The following is a 22108-nucleotide window of genomic DNA, read 5'->3' on the forward strand; positions in this document are numbered from 1 at the left end:
CTGAGGAAGCCCCGGGGTGCCGCAGCGCTCCGGCGGCGCGGTGTCAGGCGTCGTAGACGTCGGCCTTGCGCGGTGTCGGGTCCTGGACCAGTCCGCTGAGGACCATCGACCGGTTGGTGAAGGCGTCGGTGTTCACGCCGTGCTCGTCCAGGACGCGCATCGCCGCCGTGTGCACCGCGCGCAGTACGGGCGTGGCCGCGCGCATCGCGTCGTCGGCCATGAAGCGGTGCCGCCAGGGCTTGTCGGCCCAGGCGTGCCGCATACCGAACGGCTCGGGCAGGGTGATCTTCCCGCCGCAGAAGTCGAGGACGGGCGGGAACCAGGTCAGCGGGGCGCGGGCGGCGAGGCGGACCACCTCACGGGTCTCGACCAGCGGCAGGTTCACCTCCCGCGTCTCCCAGAACTTGACCGCCTTGTTGACCTGCTTGGTCTTGGCCGCGGGCTTGGTGGTGAACAGCGAGTGCACCGGGCCGAGCGCGTGGCCGGTGACCTCGATGCGCAGGGTCTCGTGGAGCACCGTGACGGTGATCATCATCGTGATCACCAACTGGCCGTCCCAGAGCGTGAACTGCACGCCCAGATAGTGGCGGTCACCGCTGCCGAACTGCTGCTCGTTGCAGATCCGCTGTATCTCGTGGCCCTTGATCTGGAAGGCCTCGACGTCCTCGCCGTCGGGCCTGCTCACCTCACCGGCGTTCTCCCCGACGGGGGCCACGATCCAGTGCTTGACGGAGGGGGCCGGGAAGCCGCCGGTGTGCAGCGGGCCGCGCTCCAGCATCCGCAGCCGGTCGTGGATCGCCCGGATGACGTCCCAGCTGCGGAATCCGTGGATCTCGGTGCCGGCCTCGCGGGGCACGAGCTCCTCGGCGAGCTGCCAACTGCCCCAGCGGGTGCCCATGCCGAGTATCCCCTTGGGCCCCGCGTAGAAGACCGAGTTGGACTGCTGCTCGGCGGTCAGCTTGGCCAGCGACTGGCGCAGCTGCTCGGCCGCCGTCTCGGTGGGGTTGCGCGGTACGGCCTCGGGGATCTTCGCGCCGACGCCGCCGCCGGAGAGCAGATTGTCCCAGCGCGCCCGCAGGTCCTTGGCCGTCGTCTCACAGATCCGCCGGGCACAAACCCAGCCGATGACCGGAGCGACGAACATCGCCCTGAGGTACAGCGCCCCGATGCCGCCGAACGGCAGTTTCACCAGGAAGATGACCACGACCCCGCCGACAGCCACCAGCAGGGTGGTGCCCAGCGCGCCCGCGCGGCGGTTCTGGGCCCCGGCAAGGGTCCGCCGCAGCTGGAAGACGCCCAGCCAGAGCAGCAGCCCCGGCAGGAAGACCAGGCCGAACACGGCCATCACCACAGTGAGTTTGGTGTCGCGTTCCTTACGGATCCGGGTGGCCGCCAGGCAGTGCTCCACCACCGTCTGGGGCTCGGTCCCGAAGGACTGGATGAGCGCCTTGCGGGTGCCGCCGAGCATCCGTACCTGCACGGCGCGGGAGAAGGACTCGCCCAGATTCGGCTCGAAGAGCGAGAACTTGCCCTTCTTCACATCCGTCTTGTGCCACTCGCTGTTGGCTTTGAGTATGTCCTCGACCGGGCTGTCACGGTACGCAGCCGAGGCGAGGGCATGGGTCGCAGCGGTCTGACCCGCTGACCCCTGGAGCGGGACCTGTGCTCCCGGAATGAAATCGAATCCGTCGTTCGCCACCGCTGCCCCCATCGCCGCACGCAACCGCTGCTGCGGCTGTTCCCCACTGCCGGGCCCCGCACACCTCCCGGACCCTGTCCACCTGGTGGGCCCGGTACACCTGCTGAGCTGGGACCACAGCGTATCGGGGACGCTCCTCGTCCGTCATGGGACAACGGAATACCCACCACCGCAAGGTGATTGAGTGCCTGTCACCGTCAACTACAAGCCGTTCTGCGACTGTTCGCGCATCCGGTCGGCGACCCGCTGCGGCATCGGTTCGTGCCGGGCGTACGACCGGCTGAACTGCCCGGCGCCGTGCGAGAGGGACCGCAGGTCGACCGCGTACCGCCCGATCTCGATCTCGGGCACCTCGGCCCGTACCAGCGTGCGTCCGGGGGCCGCCTGCTCGGTGCCCACGACCCGGCCGCGCCGTCCGGACAGATCGCTCATCACCGGGCCCACGAATTCGTCAGGGACCAGCACCCGCACCGTGACCACCGGCTCCAGCAGATGGATCACGGCCTCCCGCGCCGCCTCCCGCAGGGCCAGTGCGCCCGCTGTCTGAAAAGCCGCGTCCGAGGAGTCCACGGAGTGGGCCTTGCCGTCCCGCAGGGTGATACGGATGTCCACGAGCGGATGGCCCGCCACGACACCCCGCGCGGCCTGGGCGCGCACCCCCTTCTCCACGGAGGGGATGAACGGGCGCGGAACCGAGCCGCCCACCACCTCGTCGACGAACTCGATCCCCGCCCCGGGCGGCAGCGGGTCGACCTCGATCTCGCAGATCGCGAACTGGCCGTGGCCCCCGGACTGCTTGACGTGCCTGCCGCGCCCGACGGCCCGCTCGCCGAAGGTCTCCCGCAGGGACACCCGGTACGGCACGGCGTCCACCCGGACCCCGTACCGGCTCTGCAGCCGCTCCAGCGCCACCTCCCGCTGGGCCTCTCCCAGACACCACAGCACCAGCTGACGGGTGTCCGGATTCTGTTCCAGGCGCATGGTCGGGTCCTCGGCGACCAGCCGGGCCAGCCCCTGCGAGAGCTTGTCCTCGTCCGCCTTGCCGTGCGCGGCGACGGCAAGCGGAAGCAGCGGGTCCGGCATGACCCAGGGCTCCATCACGAGCGGGTCGTCCTTCGCCGACAGGGTGTCACCGGTCTCGGCGCGGGTCAGCCTGGCCACACAGACGAGATCCCCCGCGATGCACTCACGCACCGGGTGCTGGTGCCTGCCGAACGGGACGGAGAGGGCGCCCACCCGCTCGTCGACGTCGTGGTCCTCGTGGTCCCCCTGGTCACGGCCGGGCGCACCGTGGCCCGAGACGTGCACCGTCTCGTCGGGGCGGAGCGTGCCGGAGAAGACCCGCACCAGGCTGACCCGGCCCACGTACGGATCGGACGCCGTCCTGATCACCTCGGCGACCAGCGGCCCCCGGGGATCGCAGCCGACCGCGGGACGCGGGGCGCCGTCCGGGGTGGTCACCGCGGGGGCCTCGCGTTCCGGCGGGGTGGGAAATCCGCGGGTGACGAGGTCGAGCAGTTCGACCGTGCCGAGCCCCTGCCCGGCCCCGTCCGCAGCCGGCGCCGCAGCGAGCACCGGGTGGAAGACACCGCGGGCGACCGCCCGCTCCAGGTCGCCGATGAGCGTCTTGACGTCGATCTCCTCGCCGCCGAGATAGCGGTCCATGAGGGTTTCGTCCTCGCTCTCCGCGATGATCCCCTCGATCAGCCGGTTGCGGGCCGTCTCGATCAACGGCAGCCGGTCGTCGCCGGGCCGGGACTCCGTACGCGCTCCCGACGCGTAGTCGAACAGGCGCCGGGTGAGCAGCCCGGCCAGCCCGGTCACCGGGGCGTGCCCGTCGGGCCCCTGCGGCCCGTACAGCGGCAGATACAGGGGGAGTACGGCGTCGGGGTCGTCGTCGCCGAGCACCCGGCCGCACACCCGCGTCAGCTCGGCGTAGTCGGTGCGGGCCGTGTCCAGATGCGTGACGACGATGGCCCGCGGCATCCCGACGGCCGCGCACTCCTCCCACACCGCCCGGGTCGCACCGGCGATGTTCCCGGCGTCCTGGGCGGCCGACACGACGAAGAGGGCCGCGTCCGCCGCCCGCAGCCCGGCCCGCAGCTCACCCACGAAGTCGGCGTACCCGGGGGTGTCGAGCAGATTGATCTTGACGCCGTCCCATTCGACGGGAACCAGCGAGAGCTGCACCGACCGCTGCTGGCGGTGCTCGATCTCGTCGTGGTCGGAGACCGTCTGGCCGTCCTCGACGCGTCCGGCCCGGTTGACCGCCCCCGCGGTCAGTGCCAGGGCTTCGACCAGGGTGGTCTTGCCCGATCCGCTGTGGCCGACAAGCACCACGTTCCGTACGGACGTGGGGTGGCCGGCCGTGGTCGCCCGGCCGGCGGCCCCGGGATGTGCGCTCGCCTTGTCGCCCATGATGTGTGCCTCCCGGTCCGGAACGAGGGACGTTGCACGGTTGCACGGTGGGTCGGGACGCGGGCAGGACGAGCCGCAGTGCGCGGCGGCAACGGTGACGCCCGCGGTCATTCGAGCTTTCCACTCCGCTCACCGTGCGTCCATACGTGCGCCTCCCGCGGTGTCCCGGGGGCCCGCGCGGAAGAGGGCCCGGCGGTGGAGGTCCGCGGTCCTGGCTACGATGGGCCAGCCGGTGGCCAACGGGGCCGCACGGCCCACCGACCCCTCGGGAAGGCCATGCTGAACAAGTACGCGCGTGCATTCTTCACGCGTGTCCTCACGCCGTTCGCCTCGTTCCTGCTCCGCATCGGGATCAGCCCCGACGCGGTGACTCTGATCGGCACGGCCGGAGTGATGGCGGGTGCACTGGTCTTTTTCCCCCGGGGAGAATTCTTCTGGGGCACGATCGTCATCACCCTCTTCGTCTTCTCCGACCTCGTCGACGGAAACATGGCGCGCCAGGCCGGGATTTCGAGCCGCTGGGGCGCATTCCTCGACTCGACCCTCGACCGGGTCGCGGACGGAGCGATCTTCTCCGGGTTCGCGCTCTGGTACGCGGGCACCGGCGACAACAACATGCTCTGCGCCGTCGCCCTCTTCTGCCTGGCCAGCGGCCAGGTGGTCTCGTACACCAAGGCCCGCGGCGAGTCCATCGGGCTCCCGGTCGCGGTGAACGGCCTGATCGAACGGGCCGAGCGGCTGGTCATCTCCCTCGTCGCAGCCGGTCTCGCCGGGCTGCACAAGTTCGGGGTGCCCGGCATCCAGATCCTGCTGCCGATCGCCCTGTGGATCGTGGCCGCGGGCAGCCTGATCACCCTGGTGCAGCGGGTCGTGACCGTACGCAGGGAGTCCGCCGAGGCCGATGCCGCGGCGGCCGAAGCCGCTGCCCGGGGCAGCGAGTCGGTATGAGGGAACGGCTGACGGACGCCCTGTACGGACTCGGCTGGGGCGCGGTCAAGAAGCTGCCCGAACCGGTAGCCACCCGCCTCGGCCGCCGGATCGCCGACTTCGCCTGGCGGCGGCGCGGCAAGAGCGTGCTGCGACTGGAGTCGAACCTGGCGCGCGTGGTGCCCGACGCGGGGCCCGAGCGGCTCGCCGAACTGTCCCGGGCCGGGATGCGCTCGTACATGCGGTACTGGATGGAGTCGTTCCGGCTGCCCGCGTGGAGCGAGCAGCGGGTGCGGACCGGTTTCGACGTCCAGGACGTCCACCACCTGACCGACGGGCTCGCGGCGGGGAAGGGCGTCGTCCTGGCGCTGCCCCACATGGGGAACTACGACCTCGCGGGCGCCTGGGTCACCACCGAGCTGGCGGTGCCGTTCACCACGGTCGCCGAACGGCTCAAGCCCGAGACGCTCTACGACCGGTTCGTCGCCTACCGCGAGGGACTCGGCATGGAGGTCCTGCCGCACACCGGCGGCTCGGCCTTCGGCACCCTGGCACGGCGGCTGCGGGACGGCGGGCTGGTCTGTCTGGTCGCCGACCGCGATCTGTCCGCGTCGGGCGTCGAGGTGACGTTCTTCGGCGAGGCGACCCGGATTCCGGCCGGTCCGGCGCTGCTCGCCCAGCAGACCGGCGCGCTGCTGCTGCCGGTGACGCTCTGGTACGACGATTCGCCGGTGATGCGGGGCCGGGTCCATCCGCCCGTCGAGGTGCCGGAGACAGGTACCCGCCCCGAAAAGACGTCCGTGATGGCACAGGCGCTGGCTGATGCCTTCGCCACCGGAATCGCCGAGCACCCGGAGGACTGGCACATGCTGCAGCGCCTCTGGCTCGCCGACCTAGAGCGCCGTCAGGAGCCCTCGTGAAGATCGGCATCGTCTGCCCGTACTCCTGGGACGTGCCCGGCGGGGTCCAGTTCCACATCAGGGACCTCGCGGAGCACCTGATCGGCCTCGGCCACCAGGTGTCCGTTCTGGCCCCGGCGGACGACGAGACCCCGCTGCCGCCGTACGTGGTGTCCGCGGGGCGGGCCGTGCCCGTGCCGTACAACGGTTCGGTCGCCCGGCTCAACTTCGGCTTCCTCTCCGCCGCGCGGGTCAGGCGCTGGCTGCACGACGGCACCTTCGACGTGATCCACATCCACGAACCCACCTCGCCGTCGCTGGGCCTGCTCACCTGCTGGGCCGCACAGGGGCCGATCGTCGCCACCTTCCACACGTCCAACCCGCGCTCGCGGGCGATGATCGCCGCGTACCCGATCCTGCAGCCCGCGCTGGAGAAGATCAGCGCGCGGATCGCGGTGAGCGAGTACGCGCGCAGGACCCTGGTCGAGCACCTGGGCGGCGACGCGGTCGTCATCCCCAACGGGGTCGACGTCGGATTCTTCGACCGTGCCGAACCCAGGCCCGAATGGCAGGGCGGCACCATCGGCTTCATCGGCCGGATCGACGAGCCGCGCAAGGGGCTGCCGGTGCTCATGCGGGCGCTGCCCGGGATCCTCGCCGAGCGTCCGGACACCCGGCTGCTCGTCGCGGGGCGCGGCGACGAGAAGGAAGCGGTGGCCACCCTGCCGGAGGAGATGCGCGAGCGCGTCGAATTCCTCGGCATGATCAGCGACGAGGACAAGGCACGGCTGCTGCGGAGCGTCGACGTCTATGTCGCGCCGAACACCGGCGGGGAGAGTTTCGGGATCATCCTCGTCGAGGCGATGTCGGCCGGAGCGCCCGTGCTGGCGAGCGACCTCGACGCCTTCGCCCAGGTCCTCGACCAGGGCGCGGCGGGCGAGCTGTTCGCCAACGAGGACGCGGACGCGCTGGCCGCGGCCGCCGTACGGCTGCTGGGCGACGAATCACGCCGGGAAGAGCTGCGCAGGCGGGGCAGTGCGCACGTCCGCCGCTTCGACTGGTCCACGGTCGGCGCGGACATCCTGGCGGTGTACGAGACGGTGACGGACGGCGCGGCCTCGGTCGACACCGATGAACGGGTCAGCCTGCGGGCGCGGTTCGGCCTCGCCCGCGACTGACGGGGCGCACGACGGCGTGGGACGTGGTGCCTGACAGCGCCGCGTACGCCGTCGGCCGGGAGCCGGGAGCCGGGGCCCGGGAGCCTGCGGTCGTCTCGCCCGGCGTCCGGGCCACCGCGGCCCGGTAGCCTTTCCGCCCGTGACCGTAACCCTCATCATCTGGATCGTCATCGCGTTCATCGCGGTCGGCATGTACCTGAGCTGGACCGCCGGACGGCTCGACCGGCTGCACGCGCGCATCGACGCCGCGCGGGCCGCCCTCGACGCCCAGCTGCTGCGCCGCGCCTCGGTCACCCAGGAGCTGGCCACCTCCGGTGTTCTCGACCCGGCGGCCTCGATCGTGCTCTACCAGGCCGCGCACGCCGCCCGGCAGTCCGAGGAGGAGCACCGCGAGGTGGCCGAGAGCGACCTCAGCCAGGCGCTGCGGGCCGTGTTCGGCGAGACGGCCCAGGTCGAGGCCGTACGGTCGGCGCCGGGCGGCGAGGAGGCGGCCGACGAACTGGCCGCGGCCGTACGGCGGGTGCCGATGGCCAGGCGCTTCCACAACGACGCGGTCCGGGCGGCGCGCGCCCTGCGTACCCATCGCAAGGTCCGCTGGTTCCGGCTGGCCGGACACGCGCCGTTCCCGCTGGCGTTCGAGATGGACGACGCTCCGCCGGTGGCGCTGGCCGACCGGCCCGGGACGTAGGCCGGTCGGGGCGGTCCTCGCCGGCCCGGGGTGTCCGGCAAGGAACGCCCGAGCGGAGCGGTACCGACAGGCCGCACCGCGGCGAGAACGATCCACCGGCTACTCATTGGCCCTTGCAGTGGACTGGTCCGCAGGAGTTTTCTCAGAGGTGCAAGAACCCTCTTCCCCCTGAGCGAGGTCACCCGTGTCCAGCACGCTTCCCACCACTTCCCAGACCGCCGCAGCCCCGGCGACCGGTACCGCCCGCGTCAAGCGAGGCATGGCCGAGCAGCTCAAGGGCGGCGTGATCATGGACGTGGTCGACGCCGAGCAGGCGAAGATCGCCGAGGACGCGGGCGCCGTCGCCGTCATGGCGCTGGAGCGGGTGCCCGCGGACATCCGCAAGGACGGCGGCGTGGCCCGGATGTCCGACCCCAACATGATCGAGGAGATCATCGGGGCCGTCTCCATCCCCGTCATGGCCAAGTCGCGGATCGGCCACTTCGTCGAGGCCCAGGTGCTCCAGTCGCTGGGTGTGGACTACATCGACGAGTCCGAGGTCCTCACCCCGGCCGACGAGGTCAACCACAGCGACAAGTTCGCCTTCACCACCCCGTTCGTCTGCGGTGCCACCAACCTCGGTGAGGCGCTGCGCCGGATCGCCGAGGGCGCGGCCATGATCCGCTCCAAGGGCGAGGCCGGCACCGGAAACGTCGTCGAGGCCGTCCGCCACCTCCGCCAGATCAAGAACGAGATCGCCCGGCTGCGCGGCTACGACAACAACGAGCTGTACGCCGCGGCGAAGGACCTGCGCGCCCCCTACGAGCTGGTCAAGGAGGTCGCCGAGCTCGGCAAGCTGCCCGTGGTCCTCTTCTCCGCCGGTGGTGTGGCCACCCCGGCCGACGCCGCGCTGATGCGCCAGCTCGGCGCCGAGGGCGTCTTCGTCGGCTCCGGCATCTTCAAGTCCGGCGACCCGGCCAAGCGTGCCGCCGCCATCGTGAAGGCCACCACCTTCTACGACGACCCGAAGGTCATCGCGGACGCGTCCCGCAACCTCGGTGAGGCCATGGTCGGCATCAACTGCGACACCCTCCCCGAGACCGAGCGCTACGCGAACCGGGGCTGGTGATGACGACCCCGCTCATCGGTGTCCTCGCCCTCCAGGGCGACGTACGGGAACACCTGACCGCCCTGGCCGTGGCAGACGCCCAGGCCAGGCCGGTCCGGCGCCCCGAGGAGCTCGCGGACCTCGACGGCCTGGTCATCCCGGGTGGTGAGTCCACCACCATGTCCAAACTGGCCGGTCTCTTCGGCATGCTGGAGCCGCTGCGCGAGCGCATCGGGTCAGGGCTGCCGGTGTACGGCACCTGTGCGGGCCTGATCATGCTCGCCGACAAGATCCTCGACCCCCGCTCGGGCCAGGAGACCTTCGGCGGGATCGACATGATCGTCAGGCGCAACGCGTTCGGGCGTCAGAACGAGTCCTTCGAGGCCGCCGTCGCAATACCCGAGATCGACGGCGGTCCCGTCGAGGGCGTCTTCATCCGGGCACCCTGGGTGGAGTCGGTCGGCGCCGGGGTCCAGGTGCTCGCGGAGCACGGCGGGCACATCGTCGCGGTGCGCCAGGGCCGTGCGCTGGCGACGTCGTTCCACCCGGAACTGACCGGGGACCACCGGCTGCACCAGTACTTCACGGACATGGTGCGCGACGCCCGGTGACCGGCGCCCGGTAGGATCTCTCGCGTTCGTCCAGGAAACGGTTACGCGAAGGAGACAGGCAGATGTCCGGCCACTCTAAATGGGCTACGACGAAGCACAAGAAGGCCGTGGTTGATGCCAAGCGCGGCAAGCTCTTCGCGAAGCTGATCAAGAACATCGAGGTTGCCGCCCGGACCGGTGGCGTCGATCCGGAAGGCAACCCGACGCTCGTCGATGCCATCCAGAAGGCGAAGAAGAGTTCCGTCCCCAACAAGAACATCGACTCCGCGGTCAAGCGCGGCGGTGGTCTTGAGGCGGGCGGCGTCGACTACCAGACGATCATGTACGAGGGGTACGGCCCCAACGGTGTCGCGGTGCTCATCGAGTGCCTCACCGACAACCGCAACCGTGCCGCGTCCGACGTCCGGGTCGCGATGACCCGCAACGGCGGCTCGATGGCCGACCCGGGTTCCGTCTCGTACCTCTTCAACCGCAAGGGGGTCGTCATGGTCCCCAAGGGCGTCCTCGCCGAGGACGACGTCCTCGGCGCGGTCCTGGAGGCGGGCGCCGAGGAGGTCAACGACCTGGGTGAGTCGTACGAGGTCGTCAGTGAGGCCACCGACATGGTCGCGGTCCGCACCGCGCTCCAGGAGGCCGGTATCGACTACGACTCGGCCGAGGCCAACTTCATGCCGACCATGCAGGTCGAGCTGGATGAAGAGGGCGCGCGCAAGATCTTCAAGCTGATCGACGCGCTGGAGGACAGCGACGACGTGCAGAACGTCTTCGCCAACTTCGATGTCTCGGACGAGGTCATGGAGAGCCTTGACGCCTGACCGCCTTTGACGGTTTCTGCGGAATGCAGTACACGCTGGAGGGGTTCGTCCGGAGTAGCCCGGACGAACCCCTCCAGGTTTTTATCCCTCGATGCTCTTGACGGAGCCGGCGTGCCCTATGCGGCCCTTGCCGCCTGACTCGACGGTGGCCGAACGCATGGAGTCCACCGTGCCTTCGTGCCACCAGATGCCAATGGCCGCCGAGTGATTGCAGACGTTGTGGCAGTAAACGGTGGTCGTCGAGACGCCGTCGCCCCACGACCAGTTGAAGCATCCGCTCCTACCGGTGTGCTTTCCCATCGGTTGTATGGCCGTTGTCCGGGTAGGTGCTGCGGGTCCTGTCCCGGCGACGGTGACGGAGGCCGCTACGGCCGCCTCGGCAATGGTGCGCATTACTCCCCGATCACATTGCTGTGATTGTTACGCGTTCGGTGCCCGGTGAAATTATTGAATTTCCAGCGGTCGAGTTTTCCGGGCTGACTTTCGGTGTCTCTTTCTTGTTCGCGGGCCGCAGGTGACGGGAATCTGCGGCCCCGTGGTTTCCGGTACGGGGTCGCAGGGCGGGCGATGTCGGAGGCAGCCGCTAACCTGCGACAACAGGCTGACGACGACGGTGGGGTGGAGCGCGGTGCGGGTGCTTGGCGTGGATCCGGGGCTGACCAGATGTGGCGTCGGCGTGGTCGACGGCGTCGCTGGCCGCCCCCTGAAGATGCTGGGTGTGGGCGTTGTCCGGACACCCGCCGACGCCGATCTCGGCGCCCGGCTGGTGGAGATCGAGCGCGGCGTGGAACGGTGGCTGGACGAGTACCGTCCCGAGGTCGTAGCGGTGGAGAGAGTGTTCAGCCAGCACAACGTCCGTACGGTCATGGGCACCGCACAGGCCAGCGCGGTCGCGATGCTCTGCGCGTCCCGCCGCGGCATCCCCGTCGCCCTGCACACGCCCAGCGAGGTCAAGGCGGCCGTCTCCGGCAGTGGACGGGCCGACAAGGCCCAGGTCGGGGCGATGGTGACCCGGCTGCTGCGGCTCGACGCACCACCGAAACCCGCCGACGCCGCGGACGCCCTCGCCCTCGCCATCTGTCACATCTGGCGGGCCCCCGCCCAGAACCGGCTCCAGCAGGCCGTAGCCGCTCACCGCACGCTGAAAGGCCGTACCGCATGATCGCTTTCGTTTCCGGCCCGGTGGCCGCTCTGGCCCCGACCACCGCCGTCCTGGAGGTCGGCGGTGTCGGCATGGCCGTCCAGTGCACACCGAACACGCTCTCCGCCCTGCGTATCGGCCAGCAGGCGAAGCTCGCCACCTCCCTCGTCGTCCGGGAGGACTCGCTCACGCTCTACGGCTTCGCCGACGACGACGAACGCCAGGTCTTCGAGCTCCTCCAGACCGCGAGCGGCGTCGGCCCCCGGCTCGCGCAGGCCATGCTCGCCGTGCACTCGCCCGACGCCCTGCGGCTCGCGGTCTCCACCGGCGACGAGAAGTCCCTGACCGCCGTGCCCGGCATCGGCAAGAAGGGCGCGCAGAAGCTGCTCCTGGAGCTCAAGGACCGTCTCGGCGCCGGCGCGCACCTCGCCGCGCAGCGCTCGGCCCCCGGCCCCGCGCCCTGGAGCGAGCAACTGCACGCGGCGCTGGTCGGCCTCGGTTACGCGCCCCGCGATGCCGAGGACGCCGTCGCCGCCGTCACACCGCAGGCCGAGGCCACCGCCGAGCCCCAGGTCGGCGTGCTCCTCAAGGCCGCCCTGCAGACCCTCAACCGCGCCCGCTGATCGAGAGACCCGCCATGCTGCCGCCTCAGAACGAGTGGGACGAGTCCGCTCCCGATGCCGAAGACCGTCTGGTGGGTGCCTCCGCCGACGGCGAGGATCAGGCGGTCGAAGCCGCGCTCCGTCCCAAGGATCTCGAAGAGTTCGTGGGCCAGGAAAAGGTCAGACAGCAGCTCGACCTCGTCCTCCGGGCGGCCAGGCAGCGTGGTGCGACCGCCGACCACGTCCTGCTCTCCGGCGCTCCCGGCCTCGGGAAGACCACTCTTTCGATGATCATCGCAGCCGAGATGGGCGCCCCGATCCGCATCACATCGGGCCCCGCGATCCAGCACGCGGGAGATCTCGCCGCGATCCTCTCGTCCCTCCAGGAGGGCGAGGTGCTCTTCCTCGACGAGATCCACCGGATGTCCAGGCCCGCCGAGGAAATGCTCTACATGGCGATGGAGGACTTTCGGGTCGACGTCATCGTCGGCAAGGGCCCGGGAGCAACCGCCATCCCGCTGGAGCTGCCGCCCTTCACCCTCGTCGGCGCCACCACCAGGGCCGGACTGCTGCCGCCCCCGCTGCGCGACCGCTTCGGCTTCACCGGACACATGGAGTTCTACGAACCCGCCGAGCTGGAACGGGTCATCCACCGCTCCGCGCGTCTGCTGGACGTCGAGATCGACGAGAAGGGCGCGGCGGAGATCGCCGGACGCTCCCGGGGCACCCCGCGTATCGCCAACCGGCTGCTGCGCCGCGTCCGCGACTACGCCCAGGTCAAGACTGACGGAGTGATCACCCGGGAGGTGGCAGGCGCGGCCCTCGCGGTGTACGAGGTTGACGCCAGGGGGCTGGACCGTCTCGACCGGGCGGTACTCCAGGCCCTGCTCAAACTGTTCGGGGGCGGGCCTGTGGGACTTTCCACACTCGCCGTCGCCGTCGGGGAGGAGCGCGAGACGGTCGAGGAGGTCGCTGAACCCTTCCTCGTACGCGAAGGACTGCTCGCCCGCACCCCTCGGGGCCGTGTTGCCACGCCTGCGGCCTGGGCGCACCTCGGGCTGGTGCCACCACAGGGTACTGCGGGCAATTCCGTAGGAAAGGGACAAGCGGGCCTGTTCGGGGCGTGACTGTGTGCGGGGGTGCCCGCAGCGGAACCCCGGTGCCATGCTGGGCGTTGTTCCAATGATGCGGACTCGCCTAGACTCCGCCGATGCCGCCCTTCCAGGTCGGCATGCCCCGCCCCCGAAGATCAGGCCGCGATCCAGCGCGGTCGTGCGAAGGAAGTTCCCTCCCGTGAGTCTCGTGACCCTCCTCCCCTTCATCGTGCTCATCGGGGCCATGTTCCTGATGACCCGGTCTGCCAAGCGCAAGCAGCAGGCGGCCGCATCGATGCGTAATGAGATGCAGCCCGGCACCGGCGTCCGGACGATCGGGGGCATGTACGCCACCGTCAAGGAGATCCACGACGACTCGGTCCTCCTGGAGATCGCGCCCGGCGTCCACGCCGTCTACGGCAAGAACGCGATCGGAGCCGTCCTCGAGGACGAGGAGTACAACCGCATCGTCCACGGTGACACCCCCGTCGTTCCCGACGACGCCTCCTCGCTGACCGGGCTCGACGAGTCCGCGGACGAGAAGGTCGACCTCGGCAAGCACGAGGCGTCGGACGATGCCGCCGAGGACGACGCGGCCGACGTCAAGCCCGACGTCAAGTCCGACGACAAGGCTGATGGCGAGGGCGAAACGAAGTAGCACGTCCGGGGACCGCCGGTGCTGCCTCCAAGGCGCACCGGCGGTCCCCGGGACCGTGCACTGGTTCAGCGGAGCAGGTCCCCACATCACTTCGTGGCCGCCCACAGCGCATACCCGGCGCGGGCGGTAGGACAGGGAGAATCGACAAGGTGGCAGCACCCAACAAGGGCCGAAGGCAGACGGGAGCTCAGGGCAAGCCCGGGCGTTCCCTGGCCCTGATCCTGATCGCCATGGTTGCGCTCGTCGGCGGGATGTTCTGGTCGAAGCAGGTCACGCCGCGTCTCGGTATCGACCTCGCCGGCGGTACGAGCATCACGCTCAAGGCCCAGAGCCAGCCCGGCAAGCCCAACGCGATCAACCAGAAGAACATGGACACGGCGGTCAGCATCATCGAGCGCCGGGTCAACGGACTCGGTGTCTCGGAGGCCGAGGTCCAGACCCAGGGCAAAGACCACATCATCGTCAACATCCCCAAGGGGACGAACGAGAAGCAGGCCAGGCAGCAGGTCGGTACCACCGCCCAGCTGTACTTCCGGCCGGTGGTGACGGTCGCCGCGGGGACACCGACGTCGACCAAGCCCTCTGCCACTCCCTCGCCGAAGGCGTCATCGACCGCCAAGGACAAGACGGGCTCGAAGGCCACTCCGTCCTCGACGGCGACTCCCCAGGGCCGTGCGGTCACCGACGCGCTCAAGGCCGGGCCCACCCCGTCCGCCTCCACCCCGGCCGCTCCGCAGGCCACGCCCACCCCGTCGGCCGCCGACACCGCAGCCGCCGCCAAGCTGGAGAAGCAGTTCGCGGCGCTCGACTGCACCACCAAGGCGGGCCGCGCGAAGGCCGGCGGCGACAACGTCAAGCCCACCGACCCGACCGTGGCCTGCAGCGACCAGGGTGACGCGAAGTACATCCTCGGCCCGGCCGCCGTGGACGGCACCGACGTCGACGGCGCGAAGGCCGTCATCGACCAGCAGCGCGGCCAGTGGATCGTCCAGATGGACTTCACGGGCAAGGGCTCGAAGAAGTTCCAGACGATCACCAGCAAGCTCTCGCAGCAGCAGTCCCCGCAGAACCAGTTCGCGATCGCCCTGGACGGGCAGGTCGTGTCGGCCCCCAGCGTCAGCTCTACGCTCAGCGGCAGCGCCGAGATCTCCGGCAGCTTCACCCAGCAGTCCGCCCAGGACCTCGCCAACGTGCTCTCCTACGGCGCGCTTCCGCTCTCCTTCAAGGAGGAGACGGTCACGACCGTGACGGCGGCGCTCGGTGGCGAGCAGCTCCAGGCGGGCCTCATCGCCGGTGCCATCGGCCTGGCGCTGGTCATCGTCTACCTGATCGCGTACTACCGCGGTCTCGCGTTCATCGCGATCCTCAGCCTGCTGGTCTCCGCGATCCTGACCTACACACTCATGGCACTGCTCGGCAAGGGCATCGGCTTCGCCCTCAACCTGCCCGCGGTGTGTGGTGCGATCGTTGCGATCGGTATCACCGCGGACTCGTTCATCGTCTACTTCGAACGGATCCGCGACGAGATCCGGGAGGGCCGCACACTCCGGCCGGCCGTCGAGCGCGCCTGGCCGCGTGCCCGGCGCACCATCCTGGTCTCCGACTTCGTGTCGTTCCTGGCCGCCGCCGTGCTGTACATCGTGACGGTCGGCAAGGTCCAGGGCTTCGCCTTCACCCTCGGCCTGACCACGCTGCTCGACGTCGCCGTGGTGTTCCTGTTCACCAAGCCGGTGATGACGCTGCTGGCCCGCAAGAAGTTCTTCGCGAGCGGCCACCCCTGGTCCGGCCTCGATCCGAAGCGACTGGGGGCCAAACCTCCGCTACGCCGCTCCCGCAGTACCGTGTCCGCTTCTGTTTCCTCCTCCGCTTCCACCGACTCGAAGGAGGCGTGAGATGTCGCGACTCGGCAGCATGGGCGCCCGGCTCTACCGCGGCGAGGTCGGCTACGACTTCGTGGCCAAGCGGAAGATCTGGTACGGGATCTCGATCCTGATCACCATCACGGCCATCGTCGGCCTGGCGGTGCGCGGTCTGAACCTGGGCATCGAGTTCCAGGGCGGTGCGGTCTTCACCACCACCCAGAGCACCAGCGTCTCCGTGACGCACGCCCAGGACGCGGCGGAGAAGATCTCCGGTCACGACGCGACCGTCCAGAAGCTCGGCAACGGCGGTCTGCGGATCCAGGTCTCCGGTATCGACACGGGCACGGCCGACAAGATCCACGGCTCGCTCGCCAAGGAACTGAAGCTCCCGGTCGACAAGATCGCCGCCGATGTGGTCGGTCCCAGCTGGGGTGAGACGATCGCCGCGAAGGCCTGGCAAGGCCTGGCGATCTTCATGGTCCTGGTGGTGATCTATCTGGCCATCGCCTTCGAATGGCGGATGGCCATCGCCGCCCTGGTCGCCCTGATCCACGACCTCACCATCACGGTCGGTGTGTACGCGCTCGTCGGGTTCGAGGTCACCCAGGGCACCGTGATCGGTCTGCTGACCATCCTCGGATACTCGCTCTACGACACCGTCGTCGTCTTCGACGGTCTCAAGGAAGCGTCCAAGGACCTCAAGAAGCAGACCCGCTTCACCTACAGCGAGATCGCCAACCGCAGCCTCAACGGCACCCTGGTGCGGTCCATCAACACCACGGTCGTCGCACTGCTCCCGGTCGCCGGACTGCTCTTCATCGGCGGTGGCTTCCTGGGCGCGGGGATGCTCAACGACATCTCGCTGGCCCTGTTCGTCGGCCTCGCAGCCGGTGCGTACTCCTCGATCTTCATCGCCACTCCGCTCGTCGCCGACCTCAAGGAACGCGACCCGGCGATGAAGGCCCTCAAGAAGCGGGTGCTCGCCAAGCGGGCCTCCGCCGCCGCGAGGGGCGAGTCCGACGACGACATGTCCGACGGCGGCGACCCGCAGGAGGCGCTCGCCGGTGACGGTGCGGCCTCCCTCGTGGGCCCGCGCCCGTCCGGCACCCGCGGCCGCGGCCGTACCCCGGGGAAGCACTGATGACCGACGTACGGGAGCTGCTGCTCAGCCGGATCCGGGACGTCCAGGACTATCCGAAGCCGGGTGTGGTGTTCAAGGACATCACACCGCTGCTCGCCGACCCGGAAGCCTTCACCGCCCTGACCGACGCCCTCGCGGAACTGTGCCTGCGGCACGGCGCCACCAAGATCGTCGGCCTGGAGGCGCGCGGGTTCATCCTGGCCGCCCCGGTCGCGATCCGGGCCGGTCTGGGCTTCATCCCGGTCCGCAAGGCGGGCAAACTTCCGGGAGCGACGCTCTCGCAGCGCTACGACCTGGAGTACGGGAGCGCCGAGATCGAGCTGCACGCCGAGGACCTCGGCGCCGACGACCGGGTCATGGTCATCGACGACGTCCTCGCCACCGGCGGCACGGCCGAAGCCTCGCTGGAGCTGATCCGCCGGGCGGGCGCCCAGGTCACGGGCGTCGCCGTACTGATGGAGCTCGGCTTCCTCGCCGGGCGGGCCCGGCTGGAGCCCGCGCTGCGCGGAGCCCCGCTGGACGCACTGATCACCGTCTGATCCGTACACCGCTCCACGGAGGCGGGCACCCTGGAACCACCGGGTGCCCGCCTTTCGCGTACGGTCCCGGCACCGGCCCAGGGCGAGCGGATCGCCGGGGATCGATACCATGGCCTTTCCGGACCTGACCGGGGGACCCGGACCCGCACAAGGAGTGCCCTTGCCAGACGAGGCCCAGTCCGCAGCCGCCGCGCAGCCAGAAAAGCAGGACAAGAAGGCCGTGGCGGACCCAGTGACGCCCGAGAAGCTTCCTGCGGAGCAGCCGAAGTCCGACGCTCCCGTGGTGCGCCCCGGCGGCGCGGCGCCGCTGACGACGCCCAAACCCGCCCCGCAGGGGGCCACGGCCCGGCCGGCCGGCCAGGGGCCCACGACGCGGTCCGGCGGTTCCTCGAACCGGGTCAGGGCCAGGCTCGCCCGGCTGGGCGTGCAGCGCTCCTCGCCGTACAACCCGGTTCTCGAACCGCTGCTGCGGGCCGTCCGGGGCAACGACCCCAAGATCGAGTCCTCGACACTGCGGCAGATCGAGCGCGCCTACCAGGTCGCCGAGCGCTGGCACCGCGGGCAGAAGCGCAAGAGCGGCGACCCGTACATCACGCACCCGCTCGCCGTCACCACGATCCTCGCCGAGCTGGGCATGGACCCGGCCACTCTGATGGCGGGTCTGCTGCACGACACCGTCGAGGACACCGAGTACGGCCTGGACACCCTGCGCCGGGACTTCGGCGACCAGGTCGCGCTGCTCGTCGACGGCGTCACCAAACTCGACAAGGTCAAGTTCGGTGAGGCCGCGCAGGCCGAGACCGTACGCAAGATGGTCGTCGCCATGGCCAAGGACCCGCGCGTCCTGGTCATCAAGCTCGCCGACCGGCTGCACAACATGCGCACCATGCGGTACCTCAAGCGGGAGAAGCAGGAGAAGAAGGCCCGCGAGACCCTGGAGATCTACGCGCCGCTGGCCCACCGGCTGGGCATGAACACCATCAAGTGGGAGCTGGAGGACCTCGCCTTCGCGATCCTCTACCCCAAGATGTACGACGAGATCGTGCGGCTGGTCGCCGAACGCGCGCCCAAGCGCGACGAGTACCTCGCCATAGTGACCGACGAGGTCCAGTCCGACCTGCGCGCCGCCCGCATCAAGGCCACCGTCACCGGCCGGCCGAAGCACTACTACAGCGTCTACCAGAAGATGATCGTGCGGGGCCGGGACTTCGCCGAGATCTACGACCTGGTGGGCATCCGCATCCTCGTCGACACCGTCCGCGACTGCTACGCGGCGCTCGGCACCGTCCACGCCCGGTGGAATCCGGTACCCGGACGGTTCAAGGACTACATCGCGATGCCCAAGTTCAACATGTACCAGTCGCTGCACACCACGGTGATCGGTCCCAGCGGGAAGCCCGTCGAGCTCCAGATCCGCACGTTCGACATGCACCGCCGCGCCGAGTACGGCATCGCCGCGCACTGGAAGTACAAGCAGGAGGCCGTCGCCGGCGCCTCCAAGGTGCGCACCGACGCTCCCCGGAGTCCCGGCAAGGGCTCGCGGCAGGACACCGTCAACGACATGGCCTGGCTGCGGCAGCTGCTGGACTGGCAGAAGGAGACCGAGGACCCCAGCGAGTTCCTGGAGTCGCTGCGCTTCGACCTCTCGCGCAACGAGGTCTTCGTCTTCACCCCCAAGGGCGATGTCATCGCGCTCCCCGCGGGCGCGACCCCGGTCGACTTCGCCTACGCGGTCCACACGGAGGTCGGCCACCGCACGATAGGCGCACGGGTCAACGGGCGGCTCGTCCCGCTCGAATCGACCCTCGACAACGGCGACCTGGTCGAGGTCTTCACCTCCAAGGCCGCCGGGGCCGGACCCTCGCGCGACTGGCTGGGCTTCGTCAAGTCACCGCGGGCGCGCAACAAGATCCGCGCCTGGTTCTCCAAGGAGCGCCGCGACGAGGCGATCGAGCAGGGCAAGGACGCCATCGCGCGGGCCATGCGCAAGCAGAACCTGCCCATCCAGCGCATCCTCACCGGCGACTCCCTGGTCACGCTGGCGCACGAGATGCGCTACCCGGACATCTCCTCGCTGTACGCGGCGATCGGCGAGGGGCATGTGGCGGCGCAGGGCGTCGTGCAGAAGCTGGTGCAGGCACTCGGCGGCGAGGAGGCGGCCAACGAGGACATCGCCGAGAGCGCACCGCCGTCCCACGGCCGCAGCAAGCGCCGTGCGAACGCCGACCCCGGTGTGGTGGTCAAGGGGGTCGACGACGTCTGGGTGAAGCTCGCCCGGTGCTGCACGCCCGTCCCGGGCGACCCCATCATCGGGTTCGTCACCCGGGGCAGCGGTGTCTCGGTGCACCGTGCGGACTGCGTCAACGTGGACTCGCTGTCCCAGCAGCCGGAACGGATCCTGGAGGTCGAGTGGGCACCCACCCAGTCCTCGGTCTTCCTGGTCGCCATCCAGGTGGAGGCGCTGGACCGCTCCCGGCTGCTCTCGGACGTCACCCGCGTCCTGTCCGACCAGCACGTCAACATCCTCTCGGCCGCCGTCCAGACGTCCCGCGACCGGGTGGCCACCTCACGGTTCACCTTCGAGATGGGCGATCCGAAGCACCTCGGTCACGTCCTGAAGGCGGTACGGGGCGTGGAGGGTGTCTACGACGTCTACCGGGTGACCTCGGCCCGCAGGCCCTGACCGGCCGCCCGCAGAGCCTGACCGGCCGCTCCAGGCCCGCAGAGCCCGGCGGCAGCAGCCCTTCGCGCACTCACGCGGAGGGCTGCTCCCCGTTTCCGGCCAGGATGCCGATCCCGCTACCGCCCGGGACGTCGTCCGGTTCCGAGGCCAGCCGCGCGGCCGAATCGGCGACCAGCGCCTCGATGATCCGCGCGGCGCTGCGGATCTCGTCGTCGCGCACCTCGGCGAGCACCTCGCGGAAGATGCGCCGTACGCCCTCGTTCAGCCGGAGCACCACGGTTCGCCCGAGATCGGAAAGCTCCAGCAGCTGTGCTCGTTGATCACTGGGGTCCGGAGCGCGCCGGATCAGACCGTCCTGCTCCAGCCCGGCCGCCTGCCGGGTGACGTGCGGGGTCCGTACGAGCAGCCGCTCCGCGACATCGGTCACCCGCAGCGGTCCGGGGGCGTCGCACAGCACGCGCAGCAGCGCGATCTCCGGGCGTTCGATCTTGACCCCCACGGCCGCCGTGAGCCGGTCATGGACCCTGCTGCGGCCCATCGCGTACGAGAGCGAGGTGACCGCCCGCACCAGGTCGTCCAGGGGATCGCCCACGGGGGCGTCCGGGGCGTCGTGCGACTGCTGAGCCATGGCGATCATCCTGCCTCATCCCGCACTTCCGGCGCAGACGGCTTCGTCAGCCCGATCACGCGCTCGTGGTGGCCCGCAGCAACTTCGCGGTGTCCTACGGCAAAGGGAAGGGCCCACCGTCGAACGGTGGGCCCTCCCTTCCGATCTGCCGGTCCCGGGACCGCGCGGGTGTCAGCCGCCGAACTCCTCCAGGCCCTTCAGCGCCTGGTCGAGCAGCGCCTGCCGGCCTTCCAGCTCACGGGCGAGCTTGTCGGCCTTGGCGTTGTTGCCCGCTGCACGCGCCGTGTCGATCTGCTTGCGCAGCTTGTCGACAGCGCCCTGGAGCTGGCCCGTCAGACCCGCGGCACGCGCACGCGCCTCCGGGTTGGTGCGGCGCCACTCGGACTCCTCGGCCTCCTGCAGCGCCCGCTCCACCGTCTGCATCCGGCCCTCGACCTTCGGGCGGGCGTCACGCGGTACGTGCCCGATCGCTTCCCAGCGCTCGTTCAGACCACGGAACGCAGCCCTGGCCGCCTTGAGGTCCCGCACCGGGAGCAGCTTCTCGGCCTCGACCGCGAGATCCTCCTTCAGCTTGAGGTTCTCGGTCTGCTCCGCGTCCCGCTCGGCGAAGACCTCCGCACGCGCGGCGAAGAAGACGTCCTGGGCACCGCGGAAGCGATTCCACAGGTCGTCCTCGGACTCCCGCTGGGCACGCCCGGCGGACTTCCACTCGGTCATCAGGTCGCGGTACCGGGCGGCGGTCGTCCCCCAGTCCGTCGAGCCGGAGAGGGACTCGGCCTCGGCGACCAGCTTCTCCTTGGTCTTACGGGCGTCCTCACGCTGCGCGTCCAGCGACGCGAAGTGCGCCTTGCGCCGCTTGGAGAAAGCCGACCGGGCGTGCGAGAAGCGGTGCCACAGCTCGTCGTCGGACTTCCGGTCGAGCCGGGGCAGGCCCTTCCAGATGTCCACCAGTGCCCGCAGCCGCTCACCGGCGGACCGCCACTGGTCGCTCTGTGCCAGTTCCTCGGCCTCGACGACCAGAGCCTCCTTGGCGTGCTTCGCCTCGTCGGTCTGCTTGGCCTTCTTGACCTTGCGCTCCTCACGGCGCGCGTCGACCGTCGAGACCAGCCCGTCCAGGCGCACCCGCAGGGCGTCGAGATCGCCGACGGCGTGATGCTCGTCCACCTGCCCGCGCAGGTGATCGATGGCGGTCTGGGCGTCCTTGGCCGACAAGTCGGTGGTCTTCACCCGGCGTTCGAGGAGGCCGATCTCGACGACCAGGCCCTCGTACTTGCGCTCGAAGTAAGCCAGGGCCTCCTCGGGCGAGCCTGCCTGCCAGGAACCGGCGACCTTCTCACCATCGGCAGTACGCACGTATACGGTGCCCGTCTCGTCGACACGGCCCCACGGGTCGCTGCTCACAGCGCCTCCATCCACATGATGCCTGCGGGGACTTGTG

At 70.1% G+C, this 22108-nt stretch carries 19 protein-coding genes; 15 read left to right on the forward strand and 4 right to left on the reverse strand.

What is annotated here, in order from left to right:
* Positions 1-43 precede the first annotated feature (43 nt).
* Positions 44-1699: a hypothetical protein gene (locus tag NBY69_RS24135; protein ID WP_250303427.1), complete on the reverse strand. Its 1656-nt coding sequence runs from the start codon at positions 1697-1699 to the stop codon at positions 44-46.
* Between the two features lie 201 nt (positions 1700-1900).
* Positions 1901-4117 carry an elongation factor G-like protein EF-G2 gene (locus tag NBY69_RS24140; RefSeq protein WP_250303429.1) on the reverse strand — a complete coding sequence of 739 codons (2217 nt, stop codon included), beginning with the start codon at positions 4115-4117 and terminating at the stop codon, positions 1901-1903.
* Between the two features lie 276 nt (positions 4118-4393).
* Here NBY69_RS24140 and pgsA point away from each other — a divergent pair, with 276 nt between their 5' ends.
* The 15 genes from pgsA to NBY69_RS24215 all read left to right on the forward strand — a co-directional run bounded on the left by pgsA (position 4394) and on the right by NBY69_RS24215 (position 20042).
* Positions 4394-5065: a phosphatidylinositol phosphate synthase gene (gene pgsA / locus NBY69_RS24145; protein ID WP_250303430.1), complete on the forward strand. Its 672-nt coding sequence runs from the start codon at positions 4394-4396 to the stop codon at positions 5063-5065.
* Complete coding sequence (locus tag NBY69_RS24150; protein WP_250303431.1) at positions 5062-5964, forward strand: phosphatidylinositol mannoside acyltransferase; 903 nt, start codon at positions 5062-5064, stop codon at positions 5962-5964. The genes pgsA and NBY69_RS24150 overlap by 4 nt, the downstream gene beginning before the upstream one ends.
* The gene (locus NBY69_RS24155) at positions 5961-7121 is read left to right on the forward strand and encodes a glycosyltransferase family 4 protein (RefSeq protein ID WP_250303432.1); all 1161 of its coding nucleotides are present in this window, start codon (positions 5961-5963) and stop codon (positions 7119-7121) included. Before NBY69_RS24150 ends, NBY69_RS24155 begins: the two co-directional genes overlap by 4 nt.
* A gap of 139 nt (positions 7122-7260) precedes the next feature.
* Complete coding sequence (locus tag NBY69_RS24160) at positions 7261-7809, forward strand: hypothetical protein (RefSeq protein WP_250303437.1); 549 nt, start codon at positions 7261-7263, stop codon at positions 7807-7809.
* Positions 7810-7993: 184 nt separating this feature from the next.
* Positions 7994-8917, forward strand: coding sequence for a pyridoxal 5'-phosphate synthase lyase subunit PdxS (pdxS, locus tag NBY69_RS24165; protein WP_284349063.1), 924 nt, complete (start codon positions 7994-7996; stop codon positions 8915-8917).
* A complete protein-coding gene (gene pdxT / locus NBY69_RS24170) occupies positions 8917-9507 on the forward strand; it encodes a pyridoxal 5'-phosphate synthase glutaminase subunit PdxT (RefSeq protein WP_250303439.1) in 591 nt (196 codons plus the stop codon). The genes pdxS and pdxT overlap by 1 nt, the downstream gene beginning before the upstream one ends.
* 62 nt (positions 9508-9569) lie before the next feature.
* Positions 9570-10322, forward strand: coding sequence for a YebC/PmpR family DNA-binding transcriptional regulator (locus NBY69_RS24175; protein WP_250303441.1), 753 nt, complete (start codon positions 9570-9572; stop codon positions 10320-10322).
* Between the two features lie 628 nt (positions 10323-10950).
* A complete protein-coding gene (gene ruvC / locus NBY69_RS24180; RefSeq protein WP_250303443.1) occupies positions 10951-11484 on the forward strand; it encodes a crossover junction endodeoxyribonuclease RuvC in 534 nt (177 codons plus the stop codon).
* Positions 11481-12086 carry a Holliday junction branch migration protein RuvA gene (ruvA, locus tag NBY69_RS24185; RefSeq protein ID WP_250303446.1) on the forward strand — a complete coding sequence of 202 codons (606 nt, stop codon included), beginning with the start codon at positions 11481-11483 and terminating at the stop codon, positions 12084-12086. The genes ruvC and ruvA overlap by 4 nt, the downstream gene beginning before the upstream one ends.
* 14 nt (positions 12087-12100) lie before the next feature.
* A complete protein-coding gene (ruvB, locus tag NBY69_RS24190) occupies positions 12101-13192 on the forward strand; it encodes a Holliday junction branch migration DNA helicase RuvB (RefSeq protein ID WP_250303456.1) in 1092 nt (363 codons plus the stop codon).
* Between the two features lie 166 nt (positions 13193-13358).
* Positions 13359-13817, forward strand: a complete 459-nt coding sequence (gene yajC, locus NBY69_RS24195; RefSeq protein WP_250303464.1) for a preprotein translocase subunit YajC — start codon at positions 13359-13361, stop codon at positions 13815-13817.
* Between the two features lie 149 nt (positions 13818-13966).
* The gene (gene secD, locus NBY69_RS24200) at positions 13967-15709 is read left to right on the forward strand and encodes a protein translocase subunit SecD (protein WP_250303469.1); all 1743 of its coding nucleotides are present in this window, start codon (positions 13967-13969) and stop codon (positions 15707-15709) included.
* Position 15710: 1 nt separating this feature from the next.
* Positions 15711-16820 (forward strand): protein translocase subunit SecF, encoded by a 1110-nt coding sequence (secF, locus tag NBY69_RS24205; RefSeq protein ID WP_250303470.1) that lies wholly within the window; start codon positions 15711-15713, stop codon positions 16818-16820.
* The gene (locus NBY69_RS24210) at positions 16820-17359 is read left to right on the forward strand and encodes an adenine phosphoribosyltransferase (protein WP_250303472.1); all 540 of its coding nucleotides are present in this window, start codon (positions 16820-16822) and stop codon (positions 17357-17359) included. Before secF ends, NBY69_RS24210 begins: the two co-directional genes overlap by 1 nt.
* A gap of 160 nt (positions 17360-17519) precedes the next feature.
* Complete coding sequence (locus tag NBY69_RS24215; RefSeq protein WP_250303474.1) at positions 17520-20042, forward strand: bifunctional (p)ppGpp synthetase/guanosine-3',5'-bis(diphosphate) 3'-pyrophosphohydrolase; 2523 nt, start codon at positions 17520-17522, stop codon at positions 20040-20042.
* Positions 20043-20112: 70 nt separating this feature from the next.
* Here the strand turns inward: NBY69_RS24215 and NBY69_RS24220 are convergent, their stop codons facing one another.
* Both NBY69_RS24220 and NBY69_RS24225 read right to left on the reverse strand, forming a co-directional pair.
* Positions 20113-20670: a MarR family winged helix-turn-helix transcriptional regulator gene (locus NBY69_RS24220; RefSeq protein ID WP_250303481.1), complete on the reverse strand. Its 558-nt coding sequence runs from the start codon at positions 20668-20670 to the stop codon at positions 20113-20115.
* A 171-nt stretch (positions 20671-20841) separates the two neighbouring features.
* Positions 20842-22071 carry a DUF349 domain-containing protein gene (locus NBY69_RS24225; protein ID WP_250303490.1) on the reverse strand — a complete coding sequence of 410 codons (1230 nt, stop codon included), beginning with the start codon at positions 22069-22071 and terminating at the stop codon, positions 20842-20844.
* Positions 22072-22108 lie beyond the last annotated feature (37 nt).

This window comes from Streptomyces sp. A 4/2, assembly GCF_940670765.1.
Classification (GTDB): domain Bacteria; phylum Actinomycetota; class Actinomycetes; order Streptomycetales; family Streptomycetaceae; genus Streptomyces.

Bases quoted from the DNA above. Each gene is read 5' to 3' on its own strand.
- ruvA (WP_250303446.1), top strand. From the start codon at position 11,481: ATGATCGCTTTCGTTTCCGGCCCGGTGGCCGCTCTGGCCCCGACCACC.
- pgsA (WP_250303430.1), top strand. From the start codon at position 4,394: ATGCTGAACAAGTACGCGCGTGCATTCTTCACGCGTGTCCTCACGCCG.
- NBY69_RS24150 (WP_250303431.1), top strand. From the start codon at position 5,062: ATGAGGGAACGGCTGACGGACGCCCTGTACGGACTCGGCTGGGGCGCG.
- secF (WP_250303470.1), top strand. From the start codon at position 15,711: ATGTCGCGACTCGGCAGCATGGGCGCCCGGCTCTACCGCGGCGAGGTC.
- NBY69_RS24210 (WP_250303472.1), top strand. From the start codon at position 16,820: ATGACCGACGTACGGGAGCTGCTGCTCAGCCGGATCCGGGACGTCCAG.
- NBY69_RS24140 (WP_250303429.1), bottom strand. From the start codon at position 4,117: ATGGGCGACAAGGCGAGCGCACATCCCGGGGCCGCCGGCCGGGCGACC.
- NBY69_RS24175 (WP_250303441.1), top strand. From the start codon at position 9,570: ATGTCCGGCCACTCTAAATGGGCTACGACGAAGCACAAGAAGGCCGTG.
- pdxT (WP_250303439.1), top strand. From the start codon at position 8,917: ATGACGACCCCGCTCATCGGTGTCCTCGCCCTCCAGGGCGACGTACGG.
- ruvB (WP_250303456.1), top strand. From the start codon at position 12,101: ATGCTGCCGCCTCAGAACGAGTGGGACGAGTCCGCTCCCGATGCCGAA.
- NBY69_RS24220 (WP_250303481.1), bottom strand. From the start codon at position 20,670: ATGGCTCAGCAGTCGCACGACGCCCCGGACGCCCCCGTGGGCGATCCC.